At 63.5% G+C, this 19,004-nt stretch carries 15 protein-coding genes and 1 pseudogene; 5 read left to right on the top strand and 11 right to left on the bottom strand.

The annotated features are described in order from the left end of the window. Window positions 1–254: 254 nt before the first annotated feature. Entirely contained in the window at window positions 255–596 is a 342-nt protein-coding gene (locus YUA_RS0113700; RefSeq protein WP_245285159.1) for an H-NS family nucleoid-associated regulatory protein, read from the bottom strand. Between the two features lie 56 nt (window positions 597–652). Then, window positions 653–772: pseudogene (locus YUA_RS52545) on the bottom strand (PEPxxWA-CTERM sorting domain-containing protein); the annotation flags it as partial. Between the two features lie 698 nt (window positions 773–1,470). Here YUA_RS52545 and YUA_RS46850 point away from each other — a divergent pair. Next, window positions 1,471–4,563 carry a response regulator transcription factor gene (locus YUA_RS46850; RefSeq protein ID WP_051383164.1) on the top strand — a complete coding sequence of 1,031 codons (3,093 nt, stop codon included), beginning with the start codon at window positions 1,471–1,473 and terminating at the stop codon, window positions 4,561–4,563. A gap of 144 nt (window positions 4,564–4,707) precedes the next feature. Beyond that, window positions 4,708–6,165, top strand: coding sequence for an adenylate/guanylate cyclase domain-containing protein (locus YUA_RS0113685; protein ID WP_027531212.1), 1,458 nt, complete (start codon window positions 4,708–4,710; stop codon window positions 6,163–6,165). 60 nt (window positions 6,166–6,225) lie between these two features. On the opposite strand, the gene YUA_RS0113680 is transcribed toward YUA_RS0113685, so the two are convergent. Further along, the gene (locus YUA_RS0113680; RefSeq protein WP_027531211.1) at window positions 6,226–7,137 is read right to left on the bottom strand and encodes a LysR family transcriptional regulator; all 912 of its coding nucleotides are present in this window, start codon (window positions 7,135–7,137) and stop codon (window positions 6,226–6,228) included. Window positions 7,138–7,266: 129 nt separating this feature from the next. Between YUA_RS0113680 and YUA_RS0113675 the strand changes: the two genes are divergently transcribed. The 3 genes from YUA_RS0113675 to YUA_RS49955 all read left to right on the top strand — a co-directional run bounded on the left by YUA_RS0113675 (window position 7,267) and on the right by YUA_RS49955 (window position 9,069). After that, entirely contained in the window at window positions 7,267–8,205 is a 939-nt protein-coding gene (locus tag YUA_RS0113675) for a ring-cleaving dioxygenase (RefSeq protein ID WP_027531210.1), read from the top strand. Further along, complete coding sequence (locus YUA_RS0113670) at window positions 8,202–8,822, top strand: alpha/beta hydrolase (protein WP_027531209.1); 621 nt, start codon at window positions 8,202–8,204, stop codon at window positions 8,820–8,822. Before YUA_RS0113675 ends, YUA_RS0113670 begins: the two co-directional genes overlap by 4 nt. Before the next feature lie 106 nt (window positions 8,823–8,928). Further along, a complete protein-coding gene (locus YUA_RS49955) occupies window positions 8,929–9,069 on the top strand; it encodes a hypothetical protein (RefSeq protein WP_156947113.1) in 141 nt (46 codons plus the stop codon). Between the two features lie 288 nt (window positions 9,070–9,357). Here YUA_RS49955 and YUA_RS0113655 read toward each other — a convergent pair whose 3' ends face one another. The 8 genes from YUA_RS0113655 to YUA_RS0113620 all read right to left on the bottom strand — a co-directional run bounded on the left by YUA_RS0113655 (window position 9,358) and on the right by YUA_RS0113620 (window position 18,990). Next, window positions 9,358–10,851, bottom strand: coding sequence for an ABC transporter substrate-binding protein (locus YUA_RS0113655; RefSeq protein WP_027531208.1), 1,494 nt, complete (start codon window positions 10,849–10,851; stop codon window positions 9,358–9,360). Window positions 10,852–10,909: 58 nt separating this feature from the next. Continuing rightward, window positions 10,910–11,914: an ABC transporter ATP-binding protein gene (locus tag YUA_RS0113650; protein WP_027531207.1), complete on the bottom strand. Its 1,005-nt coding sequence runs from the start codon at window positions 11,912–11,914 to the stop codon at window positions 10,910–10,912. Beyond that, window positions 11,911–12,924, bottom strand: coding sequence for an ABC transporter ATP-binding protein (locus YUA_RS0113645; RefSeq protein WP_027531206.1), 1,014 nt, complete (start codon window positions 12,922–12,924; stop codon window positions 11,911–11,913). The genes YUA_RS0113650 and YUA_RS0113645 overlap by 4 nt, the downstream gene beginning before the upstream one ends. A gap of 2 nt (window positions 12,925–12,926) precedes the next feature. After that, window positions 12,927–13,820 (bottom strand): ABC transporter permease, encoded by an 894-nt coding sequence (locus YUA_RS0113640; protein ID WP_027531205.1) that lies wholly within the window; start codon window positions 13,818–13,820, stop codon window positions 12,927–12,929. Further along, entirely contained in the window at window positions 13,817–14,767 is a 951-nt protein-coding gene (locus YUA_RS0113635) for an ABC transporter permease (RefSeq protein ID WP_027531204.1), read from the bottom strand. Before YUA_RS0113635 ends, YUA_RS0113640 begins: the two co-directional genes overlap by 4 nt. A gap of 84 nt (window positions 14,768–14,851) precedes the next feature. Further along, entirely contained in the window at window positions 14,852–16,273 is a 1,422-nt protein-coding gene (locus YUA_RS0113630) for an amidase (RefSeq protein WP_027531203.1), read from the bottom strand. A 113-nt stretch (window positions 16,274–16,386) separates the two neighbouring features. Next, the gene (locus tag YUA_RS0113625) at window positions 16,387–17,322 is read right to left on the bottom strand and encodes a carbohydrate kinase (RefSeq protein ID WP_027531202.1); all 936 of its coding nucleotides are present in this window, start codon (window positions 17,320–17,322) and stop codon (window positions 16,387–16,389) included. 21 nt (window positions 17,323–17,343) lie between these two features. Next, window positions 17,344–18,990, bottom strand: a complete 1,647-nt coding sequence (locus YUA_RS0113620) for an FGGY-family carbohydrate kinase (protein WP_027531201.1) — start codon at window positions 18,988–18,990, stop codon at window positions 17,344–17,346. Between the last annotated feature and the right edge of the window lie 14 nt (window positions 18,991–19,004).

Here is a 19,004-nt window from a genome sequence, read left to right as displayed (position 1 = left end):
TGCTTGCCGTTATCGGCTGCAGTGCCTCATGGCAAGCACAGCTCGCAAAGCAAAACTCTGGTCGACATTCTCGGCAGCTTCATCAGACTCAGGAGCTCCATCAGATGGAGCGAGGAAGTGGCGACCTCTTCGAGCGGCCCATGCGTCCAACTGCACGGACAACACCGCTAGCGCCAGTCTAATTTCGTCTAGTTCTTGCAGTCGATTATCTTGATCCATTCAAGACATCCTTACGTCGATTTGACGTAGACCGCTTAGACCTGCGGCGTAGTCATTTCGCGGATCTGAAAATCGCGAATGCTCATTCCTGCATCCAATAGCTCTGTCACCCAGCGCGGCCGTTTGCCTCGGCCACTCCAGGTTTGGTCAGGCCGGGCCGGATTGCGAAACTTTGGAGTCACCACGGGATACGGGCGCCGCGAATATTCGCCCTCCTTGACCCGCACGCCGTTTGCATGCAGCTGAGCCAACCGCTTATCGAGCTCGGCTTTTTGATCTTCCAGTTTCGACGCAAGGATGACTACGATGCTTTGATGCAGATTCCAAAGCTCATCGATAGCCATTTCCGTCAGGCTTCGTTCATCCACCGTGCGCACTCGCTGTTCTTCATCATGGAAGGCCGCCTGAGGCGGCCTTCCATGCCGGACTGGATTCAGACGATGCGAAGTGTTGCTCCGTCGGAGCGGCGGCGATACGCCAGGAAGCCCACGCCAGCGAAGCCCAGGATCATCATTGCCCAGGTCGTGGGCTCGGGAACTGCGGTAACGGCAGTCACGCCCGACAGCTCGAACTGCTTGATCTGCGAGAAGCCGATATCTGAGTGAAGAGTGATCCAAGTCAGGTTGGTGCCGTTGATTGAGAATGCCTTAAATTCATCATTGCCGTTCTTGAGATCGCTAAGGCTGGCAGTCCCGCCGTTCGAAGCCGCTATCGTGAACGGGTCAGGGCTCGCAATATCGAAAACAACATCAGTAAACGTGAAGCCCTTCGCGATCGTGATCGTGAGGTCGTGGTACAGCGAACCAAAGAAATCAATGGAGGCGAAGCCGTTCTTGGCGTCGACGACGGTCGGGCTGGTGAAGCTCACCAGCGGCGTTCCCGTCTGACTGCCGACATGGCCTGTGATGTTGGTGGCCTTGGCGGCGTCGAAATAGATCTTCTGTTCGCCCGCCGCTGGAACCTGGCCGATCTCAACGTCGAGATTGGCAGTGCCACCAAAAACTATTGTTGCGTTGGCGCATCCAGAAAAAAGGACTGCGCCAGCGAATATCGTACTTGCAACTACGGCGCGACTGAAAATCATTCTAATACTCCTGCGCTGATATTGGGAAACTAGGCGACCTCTCGGTTAATGGTTAAAAAGAATTGGCCAAAAGACCTCTATTTTAATCCATTAAAAAGATATTAATTGAGCGACCCGGCCTCAGCCATATGCCGTAGGACATAGAACGCCGGGACGAGGGATAGCCCATGCTGAAGCAGTCCAGGGATGATGGATCATGCCGGCGCTGTATCCGGATAGTGATCGCAGATCGACAGCCGATCGTCCTGCAGGGGCTGATATCCATATTTGCGACGCAGCACGATTTCGAGATCGTCGCATCGTGTAGCGATGGGACAAGTTTCCTCGCAGCAGTTCGAAATTTTGCGCCGGATGTCGCGCTTCTTTCCGATTCCTTGCCTCGCCTGACCGTTTCCGAAATCCTCGCCGTTGCTAAAACCGAAAATCTGGCCACACGGCTGGTGTTTTTCACCGATTACGAAAACGACAACGACCTCGCGTCGGCTATTGCAGCCGGTGTTTGCGGTGCAATCTCCAGGTCCGAGAACCCCGGTGCTGTGCTGGGATCTCTGAGGATGATGGCGGAGCGCGTTGCGTCACCGGAGCAGCTCCCCGATCAATCGCCAATCGGAAAGGAGTCCGACAGCGCCAAACTGGAGAAGTTGCTGGGATTGCTAACTCAGCGGGAGCGCGAAATTGTACGACTTGTATCCGGTGGCCTGTCGAACAAGCAGATTGCGCGTCAATTAAACCTTTCCCCCGGCACAGTTAAAGTTCACCTCCGCAACATATTTCAGAAGCTTGCGGTAAATAACAGGACCGTGCTCGCTACGATCGCGTTACTACAACGATCGGCCGGCTTCGGCACGCTCTTGCTCGCCGCACTTGCCTTCGCAGTCTTGGACGACGCCGAGGCATCGAGCAAGAATGACTCCTTCGAGGATGACGACAGCACCGCATGGAATGCCGACGCTGGTCTCGAGCACTCTGAATTCAAACTGAAGAAAGCAATCATCCAGCACACCGTCGATGCCGGCGAGAAGATCTTGGTTTCTCCGAGAGGCCATGCCGCTGAGGCGAGCCAGGAGGCGTCCTCGGCAGCAAGAGCGGAATCGTTTGAGGCGGCTCAGCAGACCGCCCCGTCCATTCTCCATAGAAACGACGGTCTGATTGGATCCAGCACCCCTCCATCTTCAATCCCTCCATCATTACTAGCGATCACCAATGGCCAGATCGCAAGCCCCATGGCGCAGCAGCAATTCCCTCTGCTGCCGTCTGGCTCGAATCCGATGAAAGGTCTCGGCGGCTCTGGCATTTTCACGATGCTGACCGGCGCGTGGATCTACGCACTAGAGAGCACCCATGCTTCAGCACATCCGCTTGGTTCGGGCGAAGTGCTGGCCGGCACTTCGATGGTCGTCACGGGAGATAGCGCCGCAAAAGTGGCAACGACCGCCGTCCATCGCGAGTTCACGTCGTGGGCGAACACGATCAACCTGGCAGCTTTTGGCACGCTGGCGGTCCTGCATCTGACGTCAGCAAGCCACTCAGTGCCGCCTCATACCCTGGCGTGGATGTACAACCCCGCGAGTAACGAAACGATCGTGTATGTGAATTCGACAGATCGCAGCCTGAACATCGGAGATGCTGGTCTGCAGGAAATTCATGTTCAGGGATTTGTTTCCACAGCAGACTTGGCTTCCATCTTCGGCTCGGAAGCCACGGCCGTTGCTGCGGCCTTGGAAGGTATCGATGCCACGTCGGTCGCGAAGGATGCAGATCTTCTGACGACGAACACCGCCGATGCCTCTATTCAAACCGGGCTGAACGAGGGCACAGACGGAGCGGCTGGTGTCTGGAGCATGCCTGCCGACAATGGCTTCAGATTTCACTTCGAACGCGACCGGAGCGGCTCTGACGTTTCGGCGAGGCAGATTGGTTTGAGTGACGATTCTGCAGCTGCCCAGCAAGAGAGCGATGACGCAGCCAGCGCCTCGCTCCACGTTTCATCGATCGGGCTTACCGGGACCAAGATAACAAGCATTTTCGAAGAGAACGTCACATCAAAGAACGAGACCCTCAATACGAATAACAGCGGTTTGTCGACAGAGCATGGCAAAGCGCCGGCAACTGCTGGACCTGCATTTTTCGAGTTTGCCGCGCTGGGGGCAGTGACCGGGCCGACCGAACCAACCGCCGCACCTGGCAATAGTGCAGAGCATCGCAATTCGCAGCACGCGTCCGAGGCGGCCTCGGAAACAGCCGCAGTCACCGAGCCGACCGAACCAGTCGCCGCACCTGGCAATAGCGCAGAGCATCGCAATTCNCAGCACGCGTCCGAGGCGGCCTCGGAAACAGCCGCAGCCACCGAGCCGACCGAACCAGCCGCCGCACCTGGCAATAGCGCAGAGCATCGCAATTCACAGCACGCGTCCGAGGCGGCCGCGGAAACAGCCGCAGCCACCGCGCCGACCGAACCAGCCGCCGCACCTGGAAATAGCGCAGAGCATCGCAATTCACAGCACGCGTCCGAGGCGGCCTCGGAAACGGCCGCAGCCACCGAGCCGACCGAACCAGCCGCCGCACCTGGCAATAGCGCAGAGCATCGCAATTCACAGCACGCGTCCGAGGCGGCCTCGGAAACAGCCGCAGCCAGCGAGCCGACCGAACCAGCCGCCGCGCCTGGCAATAGCGCAGAGCATCGCAATTCACAGCACGCCTCCGAGGCGGCCTCGGAAACAGCCGCAGCCACCGCGCCGACTGAACCAGGCGCCGCACCTGGCAATAGCGCGGAGCATGGTAATTCGCAGCACGCCTCCGAGGCGGCCTCGGAAACGGCCGCAGCCACCGCGCCGATTGAACCAGGCGCCGCGGTGCGGCCCTTAGACTCGGGTTCTGCAAGCTCCATGGCAACGGCTAATCCGATCGAAACGAACGTCGATCTCAGTAACGGCGCGGGCCAAGGTATCTCGCAGCACGTTCCGCACTCGGCTGCTAACAATGCACCAGATGCCACGCAGCCGCCTGCAGCCACGTCCGAGGCCGGCAGCGCCGACCAAGAATTGGTATTCCGCTTCGATAGCCAGCCTACCCCTTCCCCCCTCACTGCGGTCGTCGAGCTGACGGCAACTAACGATCCGCCCGTGCTGCTCGATCCCGACGTTGGATTCGGGGCACCTCTCAAAGTAAGCCCACCTGCATTACAGGAACACGCAGTGGGTCACGACAATAACGCTCAGCCTCATGCTACAGCGCATTCGCCCCACGACCTCCTGATTTAGAGACGGCTCTTGGACGGCACCCATCGCGATGGCAGCCGAATACGCGGCGAATTGAAAATTCCTGCAGTGCAGCAGGTCGCCGACAGTAGATAGTTCGTGACGACGCGTCGAACCTGATAGAATGTTATCGTCGGGAGCTGACCGATGACATCCATTGACGAACGGCTTCTCGAAAACAAGATGACGCAGATCGAGCAGGCCCGCACTTGGAGCCCGCGCGTCATCTCCAAATTCGAAACGCTGATCCGCGGCGCCGACGAGGTGAGCCTCCACCGCGCCAATCCGCTGGCATTCGCCCGCGATCGCGGCGTGGCTGAGCCGGAATCGATCGACCTGTTCCTTCACGCCGCTCGCGTCGGGCTGGTCGACATGCATTGGGACATTCTCTGTCCCCACTCCGGTTTGGTGCTGGAAAGTTTCGGGAGGCTGCGTGCGCTCCGGAGTCATTTCGTATGCGGGCTGTGCGATATCGAGGGGCAGACCGAGCTCGACGACTTCATCGAGGTTTCCTTTTCCGTCTCGCCAGAGGTCCGGCGTCTCCAATTGCATGACGTCGACAACCTCTCGATCGAAGATCTGCACTGGAAGCTCAAATTCGCCAGCAGCGGATGGCTGCCTGGCAGGCAAACCCGATTTGTCGATGCACTGCGCAGCCTGGTCCGCGGAATGACCTATCTGCCATCCGGTATGACCACGACACTGCAGGCCGAGATTGGGCCGGGCTCACTCGCAGGAGTCAACGTCCAGACGCAGGCGGGCTTCATCCTTCCGGTCGTGCCTTCTGCCGTGGAACTTCCGAGCACTCCGACGATCATTCGCATCGGTTATGACGGGCACCGTTTCACGCCTGCCATTTCGGCTGTGCCGCCCGGGCCTGCGGTCTTCGAGATCAGCAACACCGGCCCCAAGCGCGGCTCGCTGCTTCTGATCAATTGGCCGCCTGAGATCGTGGCTATGCAGGAGAGGCCGACGCTCGAATTTGACCCCTACGTCTCGGGCGGCATGCTGCTGACGCGTCAGACGTTCCGCAAACTCTTCCGTTCCGAGCGCGTCGACGAGGAGGAGGGCCTCGGCGTCCGGCAGGTGACATTCCTGTTCACGGATTTGAAGGGTTCGACCGCGCTCTACGAGCGTCTCGGAGATCTCAATGCCTATGCCCTGGTCCGAGAACATTTCGCTCTCCTGGACGCAATTGCCCATCAGCATGCGGGTGCCATCGTCAAGACCATCGGCGACGCAGTCATGGCAGCGTTCTTCCGACCAGTCGACGCGGTGGCGGCAGCGCTCCACATCCTGCAGGAAATCGGTCGGTTCAACCGCGAGCACGGCCAACCCGCCATCATTCTCAAGATGGGCGCCCACTGCGGGCCGTCCATCGCCGTGACCCTCAACGAGAATCTAGACTATTTCGGCCAGACCGTGAACATTGCCGCAAGGGTGCAATCATTCGCCGATGCCGGAGAGATCTGCCTCACGGAAGCGCTCTATACGACCCCCGCGGTTCGCAATCTGCTGGTGGGCTACGATGTTGAGGAGTTCGACGCGCCGCTGCGCGGCGTGGATGGCGAAGCGCGAGTTTATCGGGTCACTGGCCGGCCATAGAATTGATGCATCAATCCGCTCGAGCGAAGCGTCACCGCTTGATGAGTAGACGTCCCAGCCTCAGTGCACCCCCACGCGCGCCTCGTCCTCACGCCCGAACCGCTCGACCAGGAAATCGATGAACAGCCGCACCTTCACCGACAGATGCCGCGTCGGCGGATACACCGCATAGAGCGCGAGCGGCGGCGCCGAATACTTTTCCAGCACGACTCGAAGCTCGCCTTTCCTTAAAGCATCCGCGGCAATGAACTCGGGCAGCAGCGCGAGCCCCCTGCCCTTGATCGCGACGTCGCGCAGCACCTCGGCGTTGTTGACGCAGAGTGACCAGGCTGGCTGGATCCAGTGGTCGCCGTCGCTGCCGGTGAGCTTCCACTGGTTGCCTGTCAGCAGGAACCCGTAGGTCAGCGAGGCATGCTCGCGCAGATCCTGCGGATGCTTTGGCGTGCCGTGGCGCGCCAGATAATCCGGCGAGGCGCAGACCATGCGCGGCACCGGCACGATCTTGCGCGCAATCAGGCTCGAGGATTCCAGCTCCGCGATCCGCAGCGTCACGTCAAATCCGTCCTGGACGGGATCGAGCAGATCGTCGCTGAGCACGATCTGGAGCTGAAGCTCGGGATAGCGCGCCATGAAGTCGGCCAGCACGGGCCCGAGCCGCATCGTGCCGAACGACATCGGCGCGTTGAGGCGCAACAGGCCGCGCGGCGCCGACTGGGCTTGCGCCACTGCCTGATCGGCGGCCTCGATCTCCGAGAGGATGACCACCGCGCGCTCGAAATAGCGCTGGCCGTTCTCGGTCGGGCTCGCGTGCCTTGTGGTGCGGTTCAACAGCTGCACGCCGAGGCTCTCCTCGAGGTCGGCGATGTATTTGCTGATCGCCGAGCGCGACAGCCGCAGCTGCCGGCCGGCCTCGGCAAAGCTGCCGCTCTCGACCACCTTCACGAAGGCCCGGAGGCTGGCAACCTTATCCAAGGGCCGGCCTAGGGGATTGTTTCCAAATCATAGACATAGTCGTCATATTTGCATGGATTGTCTCCAATCCAAAGCGGAACGATATTTCAGCCCAGAGCAAGACCACTCCCCGAATTCTGGAGGACGACAATGTCTGGACTGCACCATGTGACTGCGATCGCCGGTGACCCCATCCGCAATTTTGGCTTCTACACCCGGGATCTCGGCCTGCGCTTCGTCAAGAAGACGGTCAATTTCGACGATCCCGGCACCTATCACTTCTATTACGGCGACGAGACCGGCCGCCCCGGCACCATCCTGACCTTCTTCCCGTGGGCCGGCGTGCCGGCCGGGCGGCGCGGCGTCGGCGAGACCCACCAGACCGCCTTCCGCGTGCCGCAGCGCTCGCTCGGCTACTGGACCCAGCGCTTCACCGAGAAGGGCATCGCGTATGAGGCGCTGGAAAAGCGCTTCGGCGAGCCGGTGCTGCCGTTCACCGATCCGGATGGCATGGCGCTGGCGCTGGTCGGCATTCCCGGCGCCGAGAACGAGCCGGGCTGGAGCAATGGCGATGTGCCGGCCGAGCACGCGATCCGCGGCTTCCACGGCGTGACCTTGCTGCTCGACAGCGCCGCGAAGACGGCCGCCGTCCTCACCGACGTGTTCGGCTTCAAGGAGACCGGGCGCGAAGGCTCGGTGATCCGCTTCAAGGCGCCGGGCGATGCCGAGGGCAGCGTCGTCGACATCTACGAGGCCAAGGGCTTTCTGCGGGGCCATCAGGGCGGCGGCTCGGTGCACCACATTGCCTTCCGCGCGGCTGACGATGCCGAGCAGGGCCAGATGGCGCAAAAGCTCGTGAGCAATCACGGCCTGCATCCGACCGAGCAGAGGGACCGCAACTACTTCCGCTCGATCTATTTCCGCGAGCCCGGCGGCGTGCTGTTCGAGATCGCGACCGACATCCCCGGCTTCGCCGTCGACGAACCGGTGGCGACGCTCGGACGAGACCTGAAGCTGCCGGGCTTCCTCGAACAGCATCGCAAGCAGATCGAGGGCGTGCTACCGAATTTGGAAGAGACCGCGTCATGACCGACTTCATCCATCGCTTCGAGCCCGCGACCAACGCGGGCTCCCCTCCGCTGCTGCTGTTGCACGGCACCGGCGGTGACGAGAACGACCTGCTCGGGCTAGGCAAGATGATCTCGCCCGGCTCCGCCCTGCTCTCGCCGCGCGGCCGCGTGCTCGAGCACGGCATGCCGCGCTTCTTCCGCCGCCTGGCGGAAGGCGTGTTCGACGAGGACGATTTGCGCCGTCGTGCGCTCGAACTCGGCGCGTTCGTCGCCGACGCACGGAAGCAATACGGCGTCGCCGCGCCGGTTGCGGTCGGCTTCTCCAACGGCGCCAACATCGCAGCCGCGCTGTTGCTGCTGAAGCCGGACGTGCTGGCCGGCGCGATCCTGCTGCGCGCGATGGTGCCGCTCTCGGATCCGCCCAAGGCTAACCTGGCAGGCAAGCCCGTTCTGCTGTTGTCCGGCCAGGCTGACCCGATCGTGCCGGCGAGCAATTCGGCAAAGCTTGCGGCGCTGTTGTCGGAAGCAGGAGCGCGTGTCGACCACAAGGTCCTGCCGGCAGGACACCAACTGTCGCAGGCCGATTTGACGCTGGCCCGCAACTGGATCGGCAACGTCGACGCGAAAGCGGCTTAAGCTAACAGATGGCGGCGCATCGTTTTCGAACGGTGCGCCGCGAATCTCGAGCAGCTTCTCGACGAACTGCTTTTCTTCATCAGTCGCGTTCAGAAGATCGGCCCAGATGATCTCCGAGGGCATTTCCGCGCCGATGCTCTGCCAGTCGTCGGTCGGCCACCTGTGCAGTTTCAGCAATGACCGAACTCCGTTTGCCCTCGCGCCGGATCGCACGGCGATCGCCATCCTGCGCCGGGCTAACGCATGAGGGTTCCAATCGTTCGACGTCGGGGATCAACAGGGCGCTCTCAAATGAAAGCGGGCGCGGCCTTCTTCGACGATGCCATCATGCCGGTGTTTTGCCCGACGGATCAACCAGAATTTCTGATTTACGGAATCCACCCGAGCGGGCCGCGCTAGTCATTGAAAGAACCAGCCCCGGCTACTGTGCATGGGGTTGTTTTGCAGGTTTTGTTTTGATGCCGCCAAACAATTGGCCTCTCCCCCGATGGAGAGAGGCCAATTGAGGTGTCAGACCAGATTTGGGTGTCCGGGTCTACTCCCAGGACCAGGCCGAGAAATCGTTCTCGAACTGCGGGACTTCCTTCCAGACGCCCTTCAGCTTCTTGTTGATGACCGTGGGCCATTGCGGCTGGAACAGGAAGCCGGCCACCGCGTCGGTCGCCAGCAAGCGCTGGGCATCGCCGAGCAGTTTGGCGCGGCCAGCCTCGTCCGGCGTCGACACGACCTGCTTGTAGAGCGCGTTGAACGCCTCGTTGTTGTAGCCGAGGTAATAGTCGGGCTCGGTCAGCTTCACGAGATCGAACGGCTCGACATGAGAAACGATCGTGAGGTCGTAATTGTGCGGCCCGTTGGGGGCGAATACTTGCGACAGCCACTGCGCCCACTCGACGTTCTCGATCCTGGCGGTGATGCCGACCTTGGCGAGCTGGGCCGCGAGAATCTCGCCGCCCTGCCGCGCGTAGGGCGGCGGCGGCAGCTTCAGGCTGATTTCGAGCGGCGTGGTGACGCCGGCTTCGGCCAGCAGCTTCTTCGCCTTCTCGGGGTCGTAGGGATTGACCGCGGTGGTGTCGACATAGCCGAGCGAGCCTGGCGTGTAGAAGCTGCCGATCGGCGTGCCGAAACCTTCGACCGCGCCGTCGATCATCGCTTTGCGATCGATCGCGGCGAGGATCGCGCGGCGCACCCGCACGTCGTCGAGCGGCTTCTTCTTCTCGTTGATGGCGACGATGGTCTTGGCCTTGGAGCCACCGACCAGCACGGTGAAGCGCGGATCGCTCTTGAACTGCGCGACGCCGCGGGTGGTGACGCGCGGAAACGCGTCGACGTCACCGGACAGCAGCGCCGCAATTTGCGCGGCGGGATCGCCGATGAAGCGGATCGTCACCTTCGACAGCTTGATCGCGGAGGCATTGCGATAGTCGGCCCATTTGTTGAGCGTGAGCGAGGAGCCCTTGACCCAGGCCCCTAACCGGTACGGCCCGGTGCCCACCGGCTGCGTCACGTTGGTCGCGGCACTCTTCGGCTCGACGATCGAGCCGCTCGCCTGCCCGAGCAGGAACGGCAGGTTCGGCTCGGGATATTTCAGCGTGAGCACGATCGTGTCGGCGTCTGGCGCGTCGACCTTCTCGAAGGCCTGGAACAGGCTCTTGTCCTTGTTGGTGCTGTTCGCGGCCGCGTTGCGCTCGAACGAGAATTTTACGGCAGCGGAATCGAAGGCCTCGCCGTTCTGGAATTTGACGCCCTTGCGCAGCTTGAACGTGTAGGTCTTCAGGTCGGGAGACGCGGTCCAGCTCTCGGCGAGCAGCGGCGAGACCGAGCCGTCCTCGTTGATCTTGGTCAGGGTCTCATAGATGTTGTAGAGCGTGACCTCGGCGATCGCGGCAGCCGCAGCGTTGGTGGGATCGAGTCCCGGCGGCTCCAGCGTCATGCCCATGACGACGCTGTCCTTCTTGCCCTGCGCCAGCACCGGCAGCGGCGCCGCGGCCAATGCTGCGGCAAAAGCGACGATCGTTAGCTTCTTCAACATGCCCAACTCCCCGGTCTTCTTCTGTCTTCTTGAGACTACGCCAATCCCGTAGCCGACATTAACCTTCCATGGCCGCCTGCGGCAATGCCATCACAGCCTCCGCCTTGTGGCAGGCGGCGAGATGTCCCTCGCCCACCCTGCGTAGCAAGGGCGGAACCTCGCGGCAATGCTGGTCGGCGAGCGGACAACGCGCCGCATAGGGGCAGCCGGCAGCGGCCACCGATTGCGAGGCGATCGCCTGAGCGCCGCGCCGGCGCCGGCCGCCTCCGGCGCGTGCGCGCGGCACCGCGTCCAGCAGCGCCCGCGTGTACGGATGCGCGCAGCGCTCGAACAGATCCTCCGGCCGCCCCTGCTCGACGATCCGGCCGAGATACATCACCGCGACCTCGTCGCAGAGATAATCGACCACAGCGAGGTCGTGGCTGATCAGGATATAGCTGAGGCCGAACTGCCCCTGGAGATCCTGCATCAGGTTCAGAACCTGCCCCTGCACGGAGACGTCGAGCGCGGAGACGGGCTCGTCCGCAACGATCAGCTTTGGTTGCGTGATCAGCGCACGCGCGATCGCGATGCGCTGGCGCTGCCCGCCGGAGAACTCGTGCGGATATTTGTCCATGTCCGCTTCGCGCAAGCCGACCTGCTTCAGCACCGCGGCGACGCGGGCGCGGAACGTGGTGCGGTCGGCATCGTCAAGCACGGTCAGCGGCTCGGCGACGATGCGCGCAATGGTCTGGCGTGGGTCGAGCGATCCGTAAGGATCCTGGAACACCATCTGGAAATCGCGCCGCGCGCGGCGCAATTCATCGGGAGAAATGCGGTTGAGGTCGCGGCCGAGCAGCGTGACCTCTCCCGCGGTCGGCCGCTCCAGCGCCATCACCACCCGCGCGAAGGTCGACTTGCCCGAGCCGGATTCGCCGACGATGCCGAGGCTCTTGCCGGCGGAGACCTGCACGCTGACACCGTTGAGCGCGCGCACATGGCCGGGCGGACGGAACAGGCTTTCGCGCGGCAGCGTGTAGCGCTGCTCGAGATCTTTGACGTCGAGAAGAGGCGCTGCACTCATGCGGACATCGCCCCGACATTCGCAGCCATCGAGACGTCAGTGCGCACGCAACGCACGATGTGGCCTGGACCGACTTCGACCATCGGCGGCAGCGCCGCGCGGCATTTGTCCTCGACCAGCGGACAGCGCTCGCCGAAGGCGCAGCCGGCCGGCAGATCGGCGAGTTCCGGAACCGTGCCCGAGATCGTCGTCAGCCGCGTCCCCTTGCGCGCACCGAGCCGCGGACGGGCGCGGAACAGGCCCTGCGTGTACGGATGGCCCATGCGGCGGAACACCTCGTCGGTCGGCCCGCTCTCGACGACGGTGCCGCCATACATCACCATCATGCGCTGCACGTTCTCGGCGATGACGCCGAGATCGTGGGAGATCAGGATCATCGACATGCCGCGCTCCTCGACGAGGTCGGCGATCAGATCGAGGATCTGGCCCTGGATGGTGACGTCAAGCGCGGTGGTCGGCTCGTCCGCGATCAGGAGATCCGGCTCGCAGGCGAGCGCCATCGCAATCGTAACGCGCTGGCGCTGGCCGCCGGAGAATTGATGCGGATAGGCATCGATGCGCTTTGCGGGATCGGGCAGCCCGACGCGGTCCAGCAAGGCGATCGCCTCTTTGCGCGCCTGCGCGGCGGAATATTTCTTGTGACGCCGCAGCGGCTCGGCGACCTGACGGCCGATCGTGTGCATCGGATTCAGCGCGGTCATCGGCTCCTGGAAGATCATGCTGATGCGGTTGCCACGCAAGCCGCAGTAATCCGCATCCGGGAGCCGCGCGAGCTCGTTGCCATCAAGCTTGATGCTGCCGGTGACGACCGCGCTGTCCGGCAGCAATCCCATCAGCGACAACGCCGTGACCGACTTGCCGCAGCCGGACTCGCCGACCAGCCCAAGCGTCTCGCCGCGTTTCAACGAAAAGCTGACGCCACGAACGGCCGGCGCCGGGCCGCGGCTGGTGTTGAGGCGAACGCCGAGATTGTCGACCTCGATCAGCGGCAAGTTTGCGGGGTCAGCCATCGTCACCGCTCCCGCGCCAGCCTGGGATCAAGCAAATCGCGCAAGCCGTCGCCGAGCAGATTAAGGCCGAGCACGGCGATCGCGATCGCGGCGCCCGGATAGACCGCGAGCATCGGCGACTGGAACAGCATGGTCTGCGCGTCATTCAGCATGCGGCCCCAGGACGGCTGCGGCGGCTGGGTGCCGAGGCCGAGATAGGACAGCGCGGCTTCGGCGAGAATGGCAAGCGCGAACTGGATGGTCGCCTGCACGATCAGGATCGACAGGATGTTCGGCAGCACGTGTTCGATGGTGATGCGGAAGGCGCCCTTCCCCGAGGCGCGCGCCGCCAGCACGAATTCGCGCGCCCAGATTGCATTGGCCGAGCCGCGCGTCAGCCGGATAAGCGTCGGGATCTGGAAGATGCCGATTGCGATGATCGAGGTCAGCATGCCCGGCCCCGCGACCGCGGCGAGCATGATCGCCGAGAGCACGGCCGGAAAGGCGAAGGTGAAATCGGAGAAGCGCATGATGATCTCTTCGGTCCAGCCCCGCTTGGCCGATGCGATCAGGCCGAGGCAGACGCCGAAGGTGAGACCGATGCTGACCGCGATGATGCCGACCAGGATGGTGGAGCGGGCGCCGGCGAGCAGCAGCGAGACGATGTCGCGGCCAAAGGTATCGGTGCCGAGCCAGTGCGCCGCCGACGGCGGCTGAAGTTTCGAGGCGATATCGATCTCATAAGGCGACCACGGCGTCCACACCAGCGAGAGCAATGCCGAGGCGACCACCAGCAGGGTCAGTGCGCCGCCCAGCACAAAGCTGCGGTGGCGCAGCGCGCGGCGCCAGAACGTCCTGGCCGGCAAGGGGCGCGTTGCGACCGGCGCGTCAACCGGAGTGGAAAGCTGCGCGCTCACAGGTCGTGCACCTTGATGCGGGGATCGATGAAGGCATAGAGCACGTCGACGACGAAATTGACGACGACGACCATGGCGGCCAGCAGCATCACGCAATTGCGCACCACGATCAGGTCGCGGTTGGCGATCGACTGGAAGATCAGCCGACCGAGCCCAGGCAGGTAGAACACGTTCTCGATCACGATGGTGCCTGCGAGCAGATTGGCGAATTGCAGGCCCATCACCGTCATCACCGGGATCATGGCGTTGCGCAGCACGTGGCTCCACAGCACCTCGCGCTTGCCGAGCCCCTTTGCCCGCGCGGTGCGGACGAAATCTTCGCGCAGCACTTCGAGCACGGCCGAGCGCGTGACGCGGGCGAGAATTGCGGCCTGCACCACCGCAAGCGAGATCGACGGCAGCAGCAGCGATTTGACGCCCGGCCAGATGCCGTCGTCCCAGCCGGGAAAGCCGCCCGCGGCGAGCCATTGCAGCCGCACGGCGAACAAGAGGACCAGGAGAATTGCGAACCAGAAATTCGGCAGCGCGATGCCGATCTGCGTCAACGACATCACGCCGACATCGCCGAGCTTGTTGTGATTGGCCGCCGTGTAAATGCCGGCCGAGAGCGCCAGCGTCACGGTGATCAGCATCGACATGATCGCGAGCGGAACGGTCAGCACCAGCCGCTCCGCGATCAGGCTGGCGACCGGCGTGCCGTAGACATAGGAGTTGCCGAGATCACCGACGACAAAGCCCTTGATCCATTGCAGGTAGCGGACCGCCAGCGGCTGATCGAGCCCCAGCTTGACCGTGAGCGCGCGGACCGCGTCGGCAGAGGCGTCGGCGCCCATCAGCATCTGGGCGGCATTGCCCGGCAGCGCATCCAGCACCAGGAAAATGATCACGGATGCGCCGACCAGCGTCGCCAGCAATGTCAGGACACGTCGGAGGAAAAATACGCTCATGCGCGGTCGGGTTCAGGGCTCATCATCGGCACGATCAACATGTCCGGACGCCTGACGCAAGCCCCTTGCCGCATGTGTCCCATCTCAACCCGGCCAGCGGGCGAGAAAGTCGTGCGAGGCCTCGAACAGCGCGCTGACGCGCAGCAATTCCGCGTCGGCCCGGAAGCGGCCGACGAGTTGGAGCCCGATCGGCAGGCCGTCGCGACCGAAGCCGCAGGGCAGGCTGATCGCGGGGTGGCCGGTCATGTTGAACGGCATGGTCCAGGGGAACCAATGCGGCCGGACGCTGTCGAAATGCGCCCCGTCGATCTCGATGGCGCCGAACAGGTCCTGATCGATCGGCAGCGCAGTGCGGGTGATGGTCGGCATCGCCAACAGATGCCCCCGCGCAAGCAGGGATTGCACACGGCGGAACAACGCCGTGCGCGCGAACATCGCCTCTTGATAGTCGACACCGCTGACGTTGGTTGCGAGCGAAATCTGCTTGATGAAGGCATTGCTCAAGGCATCGCCATGCTCCGCCACCAGCTTCGAGAATCGCGAGCGCCAGACGGTGTGGTTGATGGCGCGCCAGATCGGCTCGACGTCGTAGCCCTCGCCGGAAAATTCCTCGAGCTCGGCACCCAGGCTCGCGAGCCGATCGAGGCTCGCCTTGAAGGCCATAGCGACATCTGACGACACTGGGCGTCCCGGCGGCGAGGCGCAGAACAGAATCTTCTGCCCGCGCAGATCGCCGCGCGGGGCGGCGGTGCCGATGAAATCGGGCACGGGCACGCCGATCGACCAGGGATCGCAGGCATCCTCGCCGGCCATCGCCTGCATCATCAGGGCGGTGTCGGCGACAGTGCGCGTGGTCGGCGTGACATAGGTCTGGTTTCCGAACGCATCCAGCGCCTGGCTGTGCGCGATTACGCCATTGCTCTGCTTCAGTCCGACCACGCCGTTGCAGGCGGCGGGAATCCGCGTCGAGCCGCCGCCATCGGTGGCAATCGCGAGCGGCGCGATGCCGCTCGCGACCGCCACCGCCGCGCCGCCGCTGGAGCCGCCGGACGAACGTTCCGCACTCCACGCATTGCGGGTGCGGCCGAACAACGGTGAATCGGTCAGGCACTTGCTGCCAAACTCGGGCGTCGTGGTCTTGCCGATCAGGATCGCGCCTTCCGCGCGCAACTTGGCAACCGCAATGGCATCCTCAGTCGGGACGTTGTCCTTATACGGGACGGCGCCAAAGGTGGTCTTCACGCCCTTGGTGTTGACGATGTCCTTGACGGTGACGGGAAGGCCATGCAGCAGACCGAGCGACTCGCCGGCCATCACCTTGCGCTCGGCTTCGCGCGCCGCTGCCATCGCCTCGTCGCCACAGAGCGTGATGAAGCAGTTGAGTTCGGGCTGGAGCGCCTCGGCGCGCGCGAGCACGGCGCTGACGATTTCGACCGGCGACACCTTCTTGCTGGTGATGCGTTCGCGCAGCTCGGTGGCGGAGAGGAAACAGAGATCGTTGCTCATCAGGACAGGCTCGCGTCAGGACGCGCGGACCTTGCCAGCGCGAAGTTAACCTGTCCATTTCGGCCGACGCATGGCCACAATCCGCCGGGACATCGCGAGGCTCCTGACGCCGCCTACCAGCTCCAGCTGATCTCGTGGCTCCAGGGCGGATCGGCACCCGGACGGGTGCAGGTCAGGCCGGCGCAGTTGGCGGCAAAGGACAGCGCGCGGCGGAGCTCGTCTGCGCCGATGTCCTTCAATCGTTGCCGGGCGAGGCGCCCCTGCTTGTGCAGGGCAAACAACAAGGCAGCCTGAAAGCTGTCGCCGGCGCCGATGGTGTCGGCGACCGCGACCTCGGGCGCCTCGACCTCAATCTGCCCTGCCTTCGCATGCCAGGCGATAGCGCCATTGTTGCCGCGGGTGATGACGACGAGACTTGTGCCCTGCCCCAGCAGCGCACTCGCGCGTTGCTGATAAGGCTCCTCGCCGAACAGATAGGCGAAGTCGACGTCCGACATCTTGATAAGATCGGCGCTCGCGGCGAACTCGACCATGCGCGCAAGATAGGCCGGCTTGTCCTGGACCAGATTGGGCCGGCAGTTCGGATCGAAGGAGATCGTTGATGAGGCCCGCGCATCTGCGATCAGGGCCATGGTCTCGGCAGCGCCCTGGTCGTTGACCAGTGTGGTCGAGCCGACATGGACGGCTTCGACCGTATCGAACGGGATGGAGCCGCGCCGAAACGTCCAATTCCGCGTCGCCGTCTCGGCGTCATAGAAGGCGTAATGGGACTCGCCGGCGACGATGCGGACGAAAGCGAGCGTGGTCTGGTGATCGCTGCGGGTAGCGAGGCCAAGCTCGACGTTCGAAGCGGTGGCGTGGTCCGCGATCATGCGCCCGAACAAGTCGGTCGAGACGCCGCCGACAAAACCGGTCGGTGCGCCAAGCCGCGCGATGCCAATCGCGACGTTGAGGCAGGAGCCGCCGACCGCCGGCATCACTGCTTCGCGCCCCGCCGCGTTTCGCGTCGGGACGAAATCGATCAGCGCATCGCCGCAGGAAATCAGCATGTTTCTTAACGTGTCCTTCAACTAACTCTTGGCGATGTCGCGCATCGCCGCGCGGCTGCCGCGATCGACCTCGCGCAGCAGCTTGTACACCTCGCGCTTCTTCGTGTGAAACGCGGCCATGTCCGGCGCGGTCGGCTCGCTCTTGCGTCCGAGCGCCGACATTTTTGCCATGGTCTCGCCGATCGAGGCATAGGCCCCACCCGCAACCGCCCCGAGCATCGCCGCCCCCAGCAGGACCGGCTCCTTGGTTTGCGGCAGCGCGACGGTAAGGCCGGTGGTATCGGCCATGATCTGCCTCACCAGCGGACTGCGGCTGGCGCCGCCGCCCATGATCATGATGCCAGCATGCACGCCATGCGCGGCAAAGGCCTCGATCACCTCGGCGAGCCCGTAGGCCAGCCCGCACAGGCCGGCGATGAACAGCCGCTCCATCGAACTGACATCGGTGTCAAGATCGAGGCCCGCGATCACGGCGCGCGTGTCGGGGTCGGCGTAAGGCGAGCGGTTGCCGATGAACTCAGGGAGCACATGGACGTCGCGGGCGAGCAACGCGGCGCGGCTGGCATCACCGGCGCGCGCGATGATGCGGCGCTCGAGGAACTCGATCAGGTCGATGCCCTCGCTGCGCGCAGCCGCGCTCGCCTCGGCGTGGCCGGGATGCGACTTTAGGAGATGGTCGATCGCCGCACCCGCGGCCGACTGGCCACCCTCGTTGAGCCAGGAGTCCGGCACCATGCCGGAATAATAGGGCCCCCAGACACCGGGCACGAAGCACGGCTCTTTGGTCGTCGCCATGATGCAGGCGGACGTTCCCATGATGTAGGCAAGGCGATCGCTGACATCCATCGTTCCGCCCGATCCGTCACGCCCGCCGATCGCGCCGATGCCGCCGGCATGGGCGTCGATCAAGGAGGCACCGACCGGCGTGCCCGACGCCAGGCCAAGATCGGCGGCAGCGGCGCGCGTCAGGCCGGCGCCGAGCCGCGTGCCGGGGGCGACGATCTGGGTGCCGATACGGGCGTATTTCTCGCTGACAAAGTCGGACAGGCCAATGCGCTGAAAGAACGGCGCGCTCCAGCCGCCACCATCATGCGCAAGGTAGTTCCATTTACAGGTGACGGTGCAGGTCGAGCGTTGCAGCGAACCGGTCGCGCGCCAGGTCAGATAGTCTGCCAAATCGAAAAAGTGCCCGGCAGCGTCAAAACTCGTGCGCAGATGCCGCTTCAGCCACAACAGTTTCGGCATTTCCATCTCGGGCGAGATCGAGCCGCCGACATAGCGCAGTACCGCATCCCCGGTCTCGTTGATCAGCCGCGCTTCCGCGACGGCGCGATGGTCCATCCAGACGATGACATTGCGCTGCTTGTCACCGGAGGCGCTGACCGTGACCGGCTCGCCCTTGATATCAAGCACCACCAGGGAACAGGTCGCGTCGAAACCGATGCCGCCGACGCTGTCGGGCGCAATCGCCGCTTCCGCCATTGCCGCCCGGACCGATTTGACGCAGGCCTCCCAGATGTCCTGGGACGACTGCTCGACGATGTCGCCGGCCTCGTGCCAGATCCGGATCGGGTGCCTGGCGGTCGCAAGCAGCGTGCCGGCCTCGTCAAACACCCCTGCCCGCGTGCTCGTGGTCCCCACGTCGACGCCGATATACGCTCGCGGCATTGTAGCTCCCGGTA

Origin of the sequence: Bradyrhizobium sp. WSM3983 (genome assembly GCF_000473045.1) — a bacterium.
Taxonomy (GTDB): domain Bacteria; phylum Pseudomonadota; class Alphaproteobacteria; order Rhizobiales; family Xanthobacteraceae; genus Bradyrhizobium.
The sequence above is the reverse complement of the archived record's forward strand: the minus strand, read 5'-3'. Positions and strand labels throughout refer to the sequence as shown.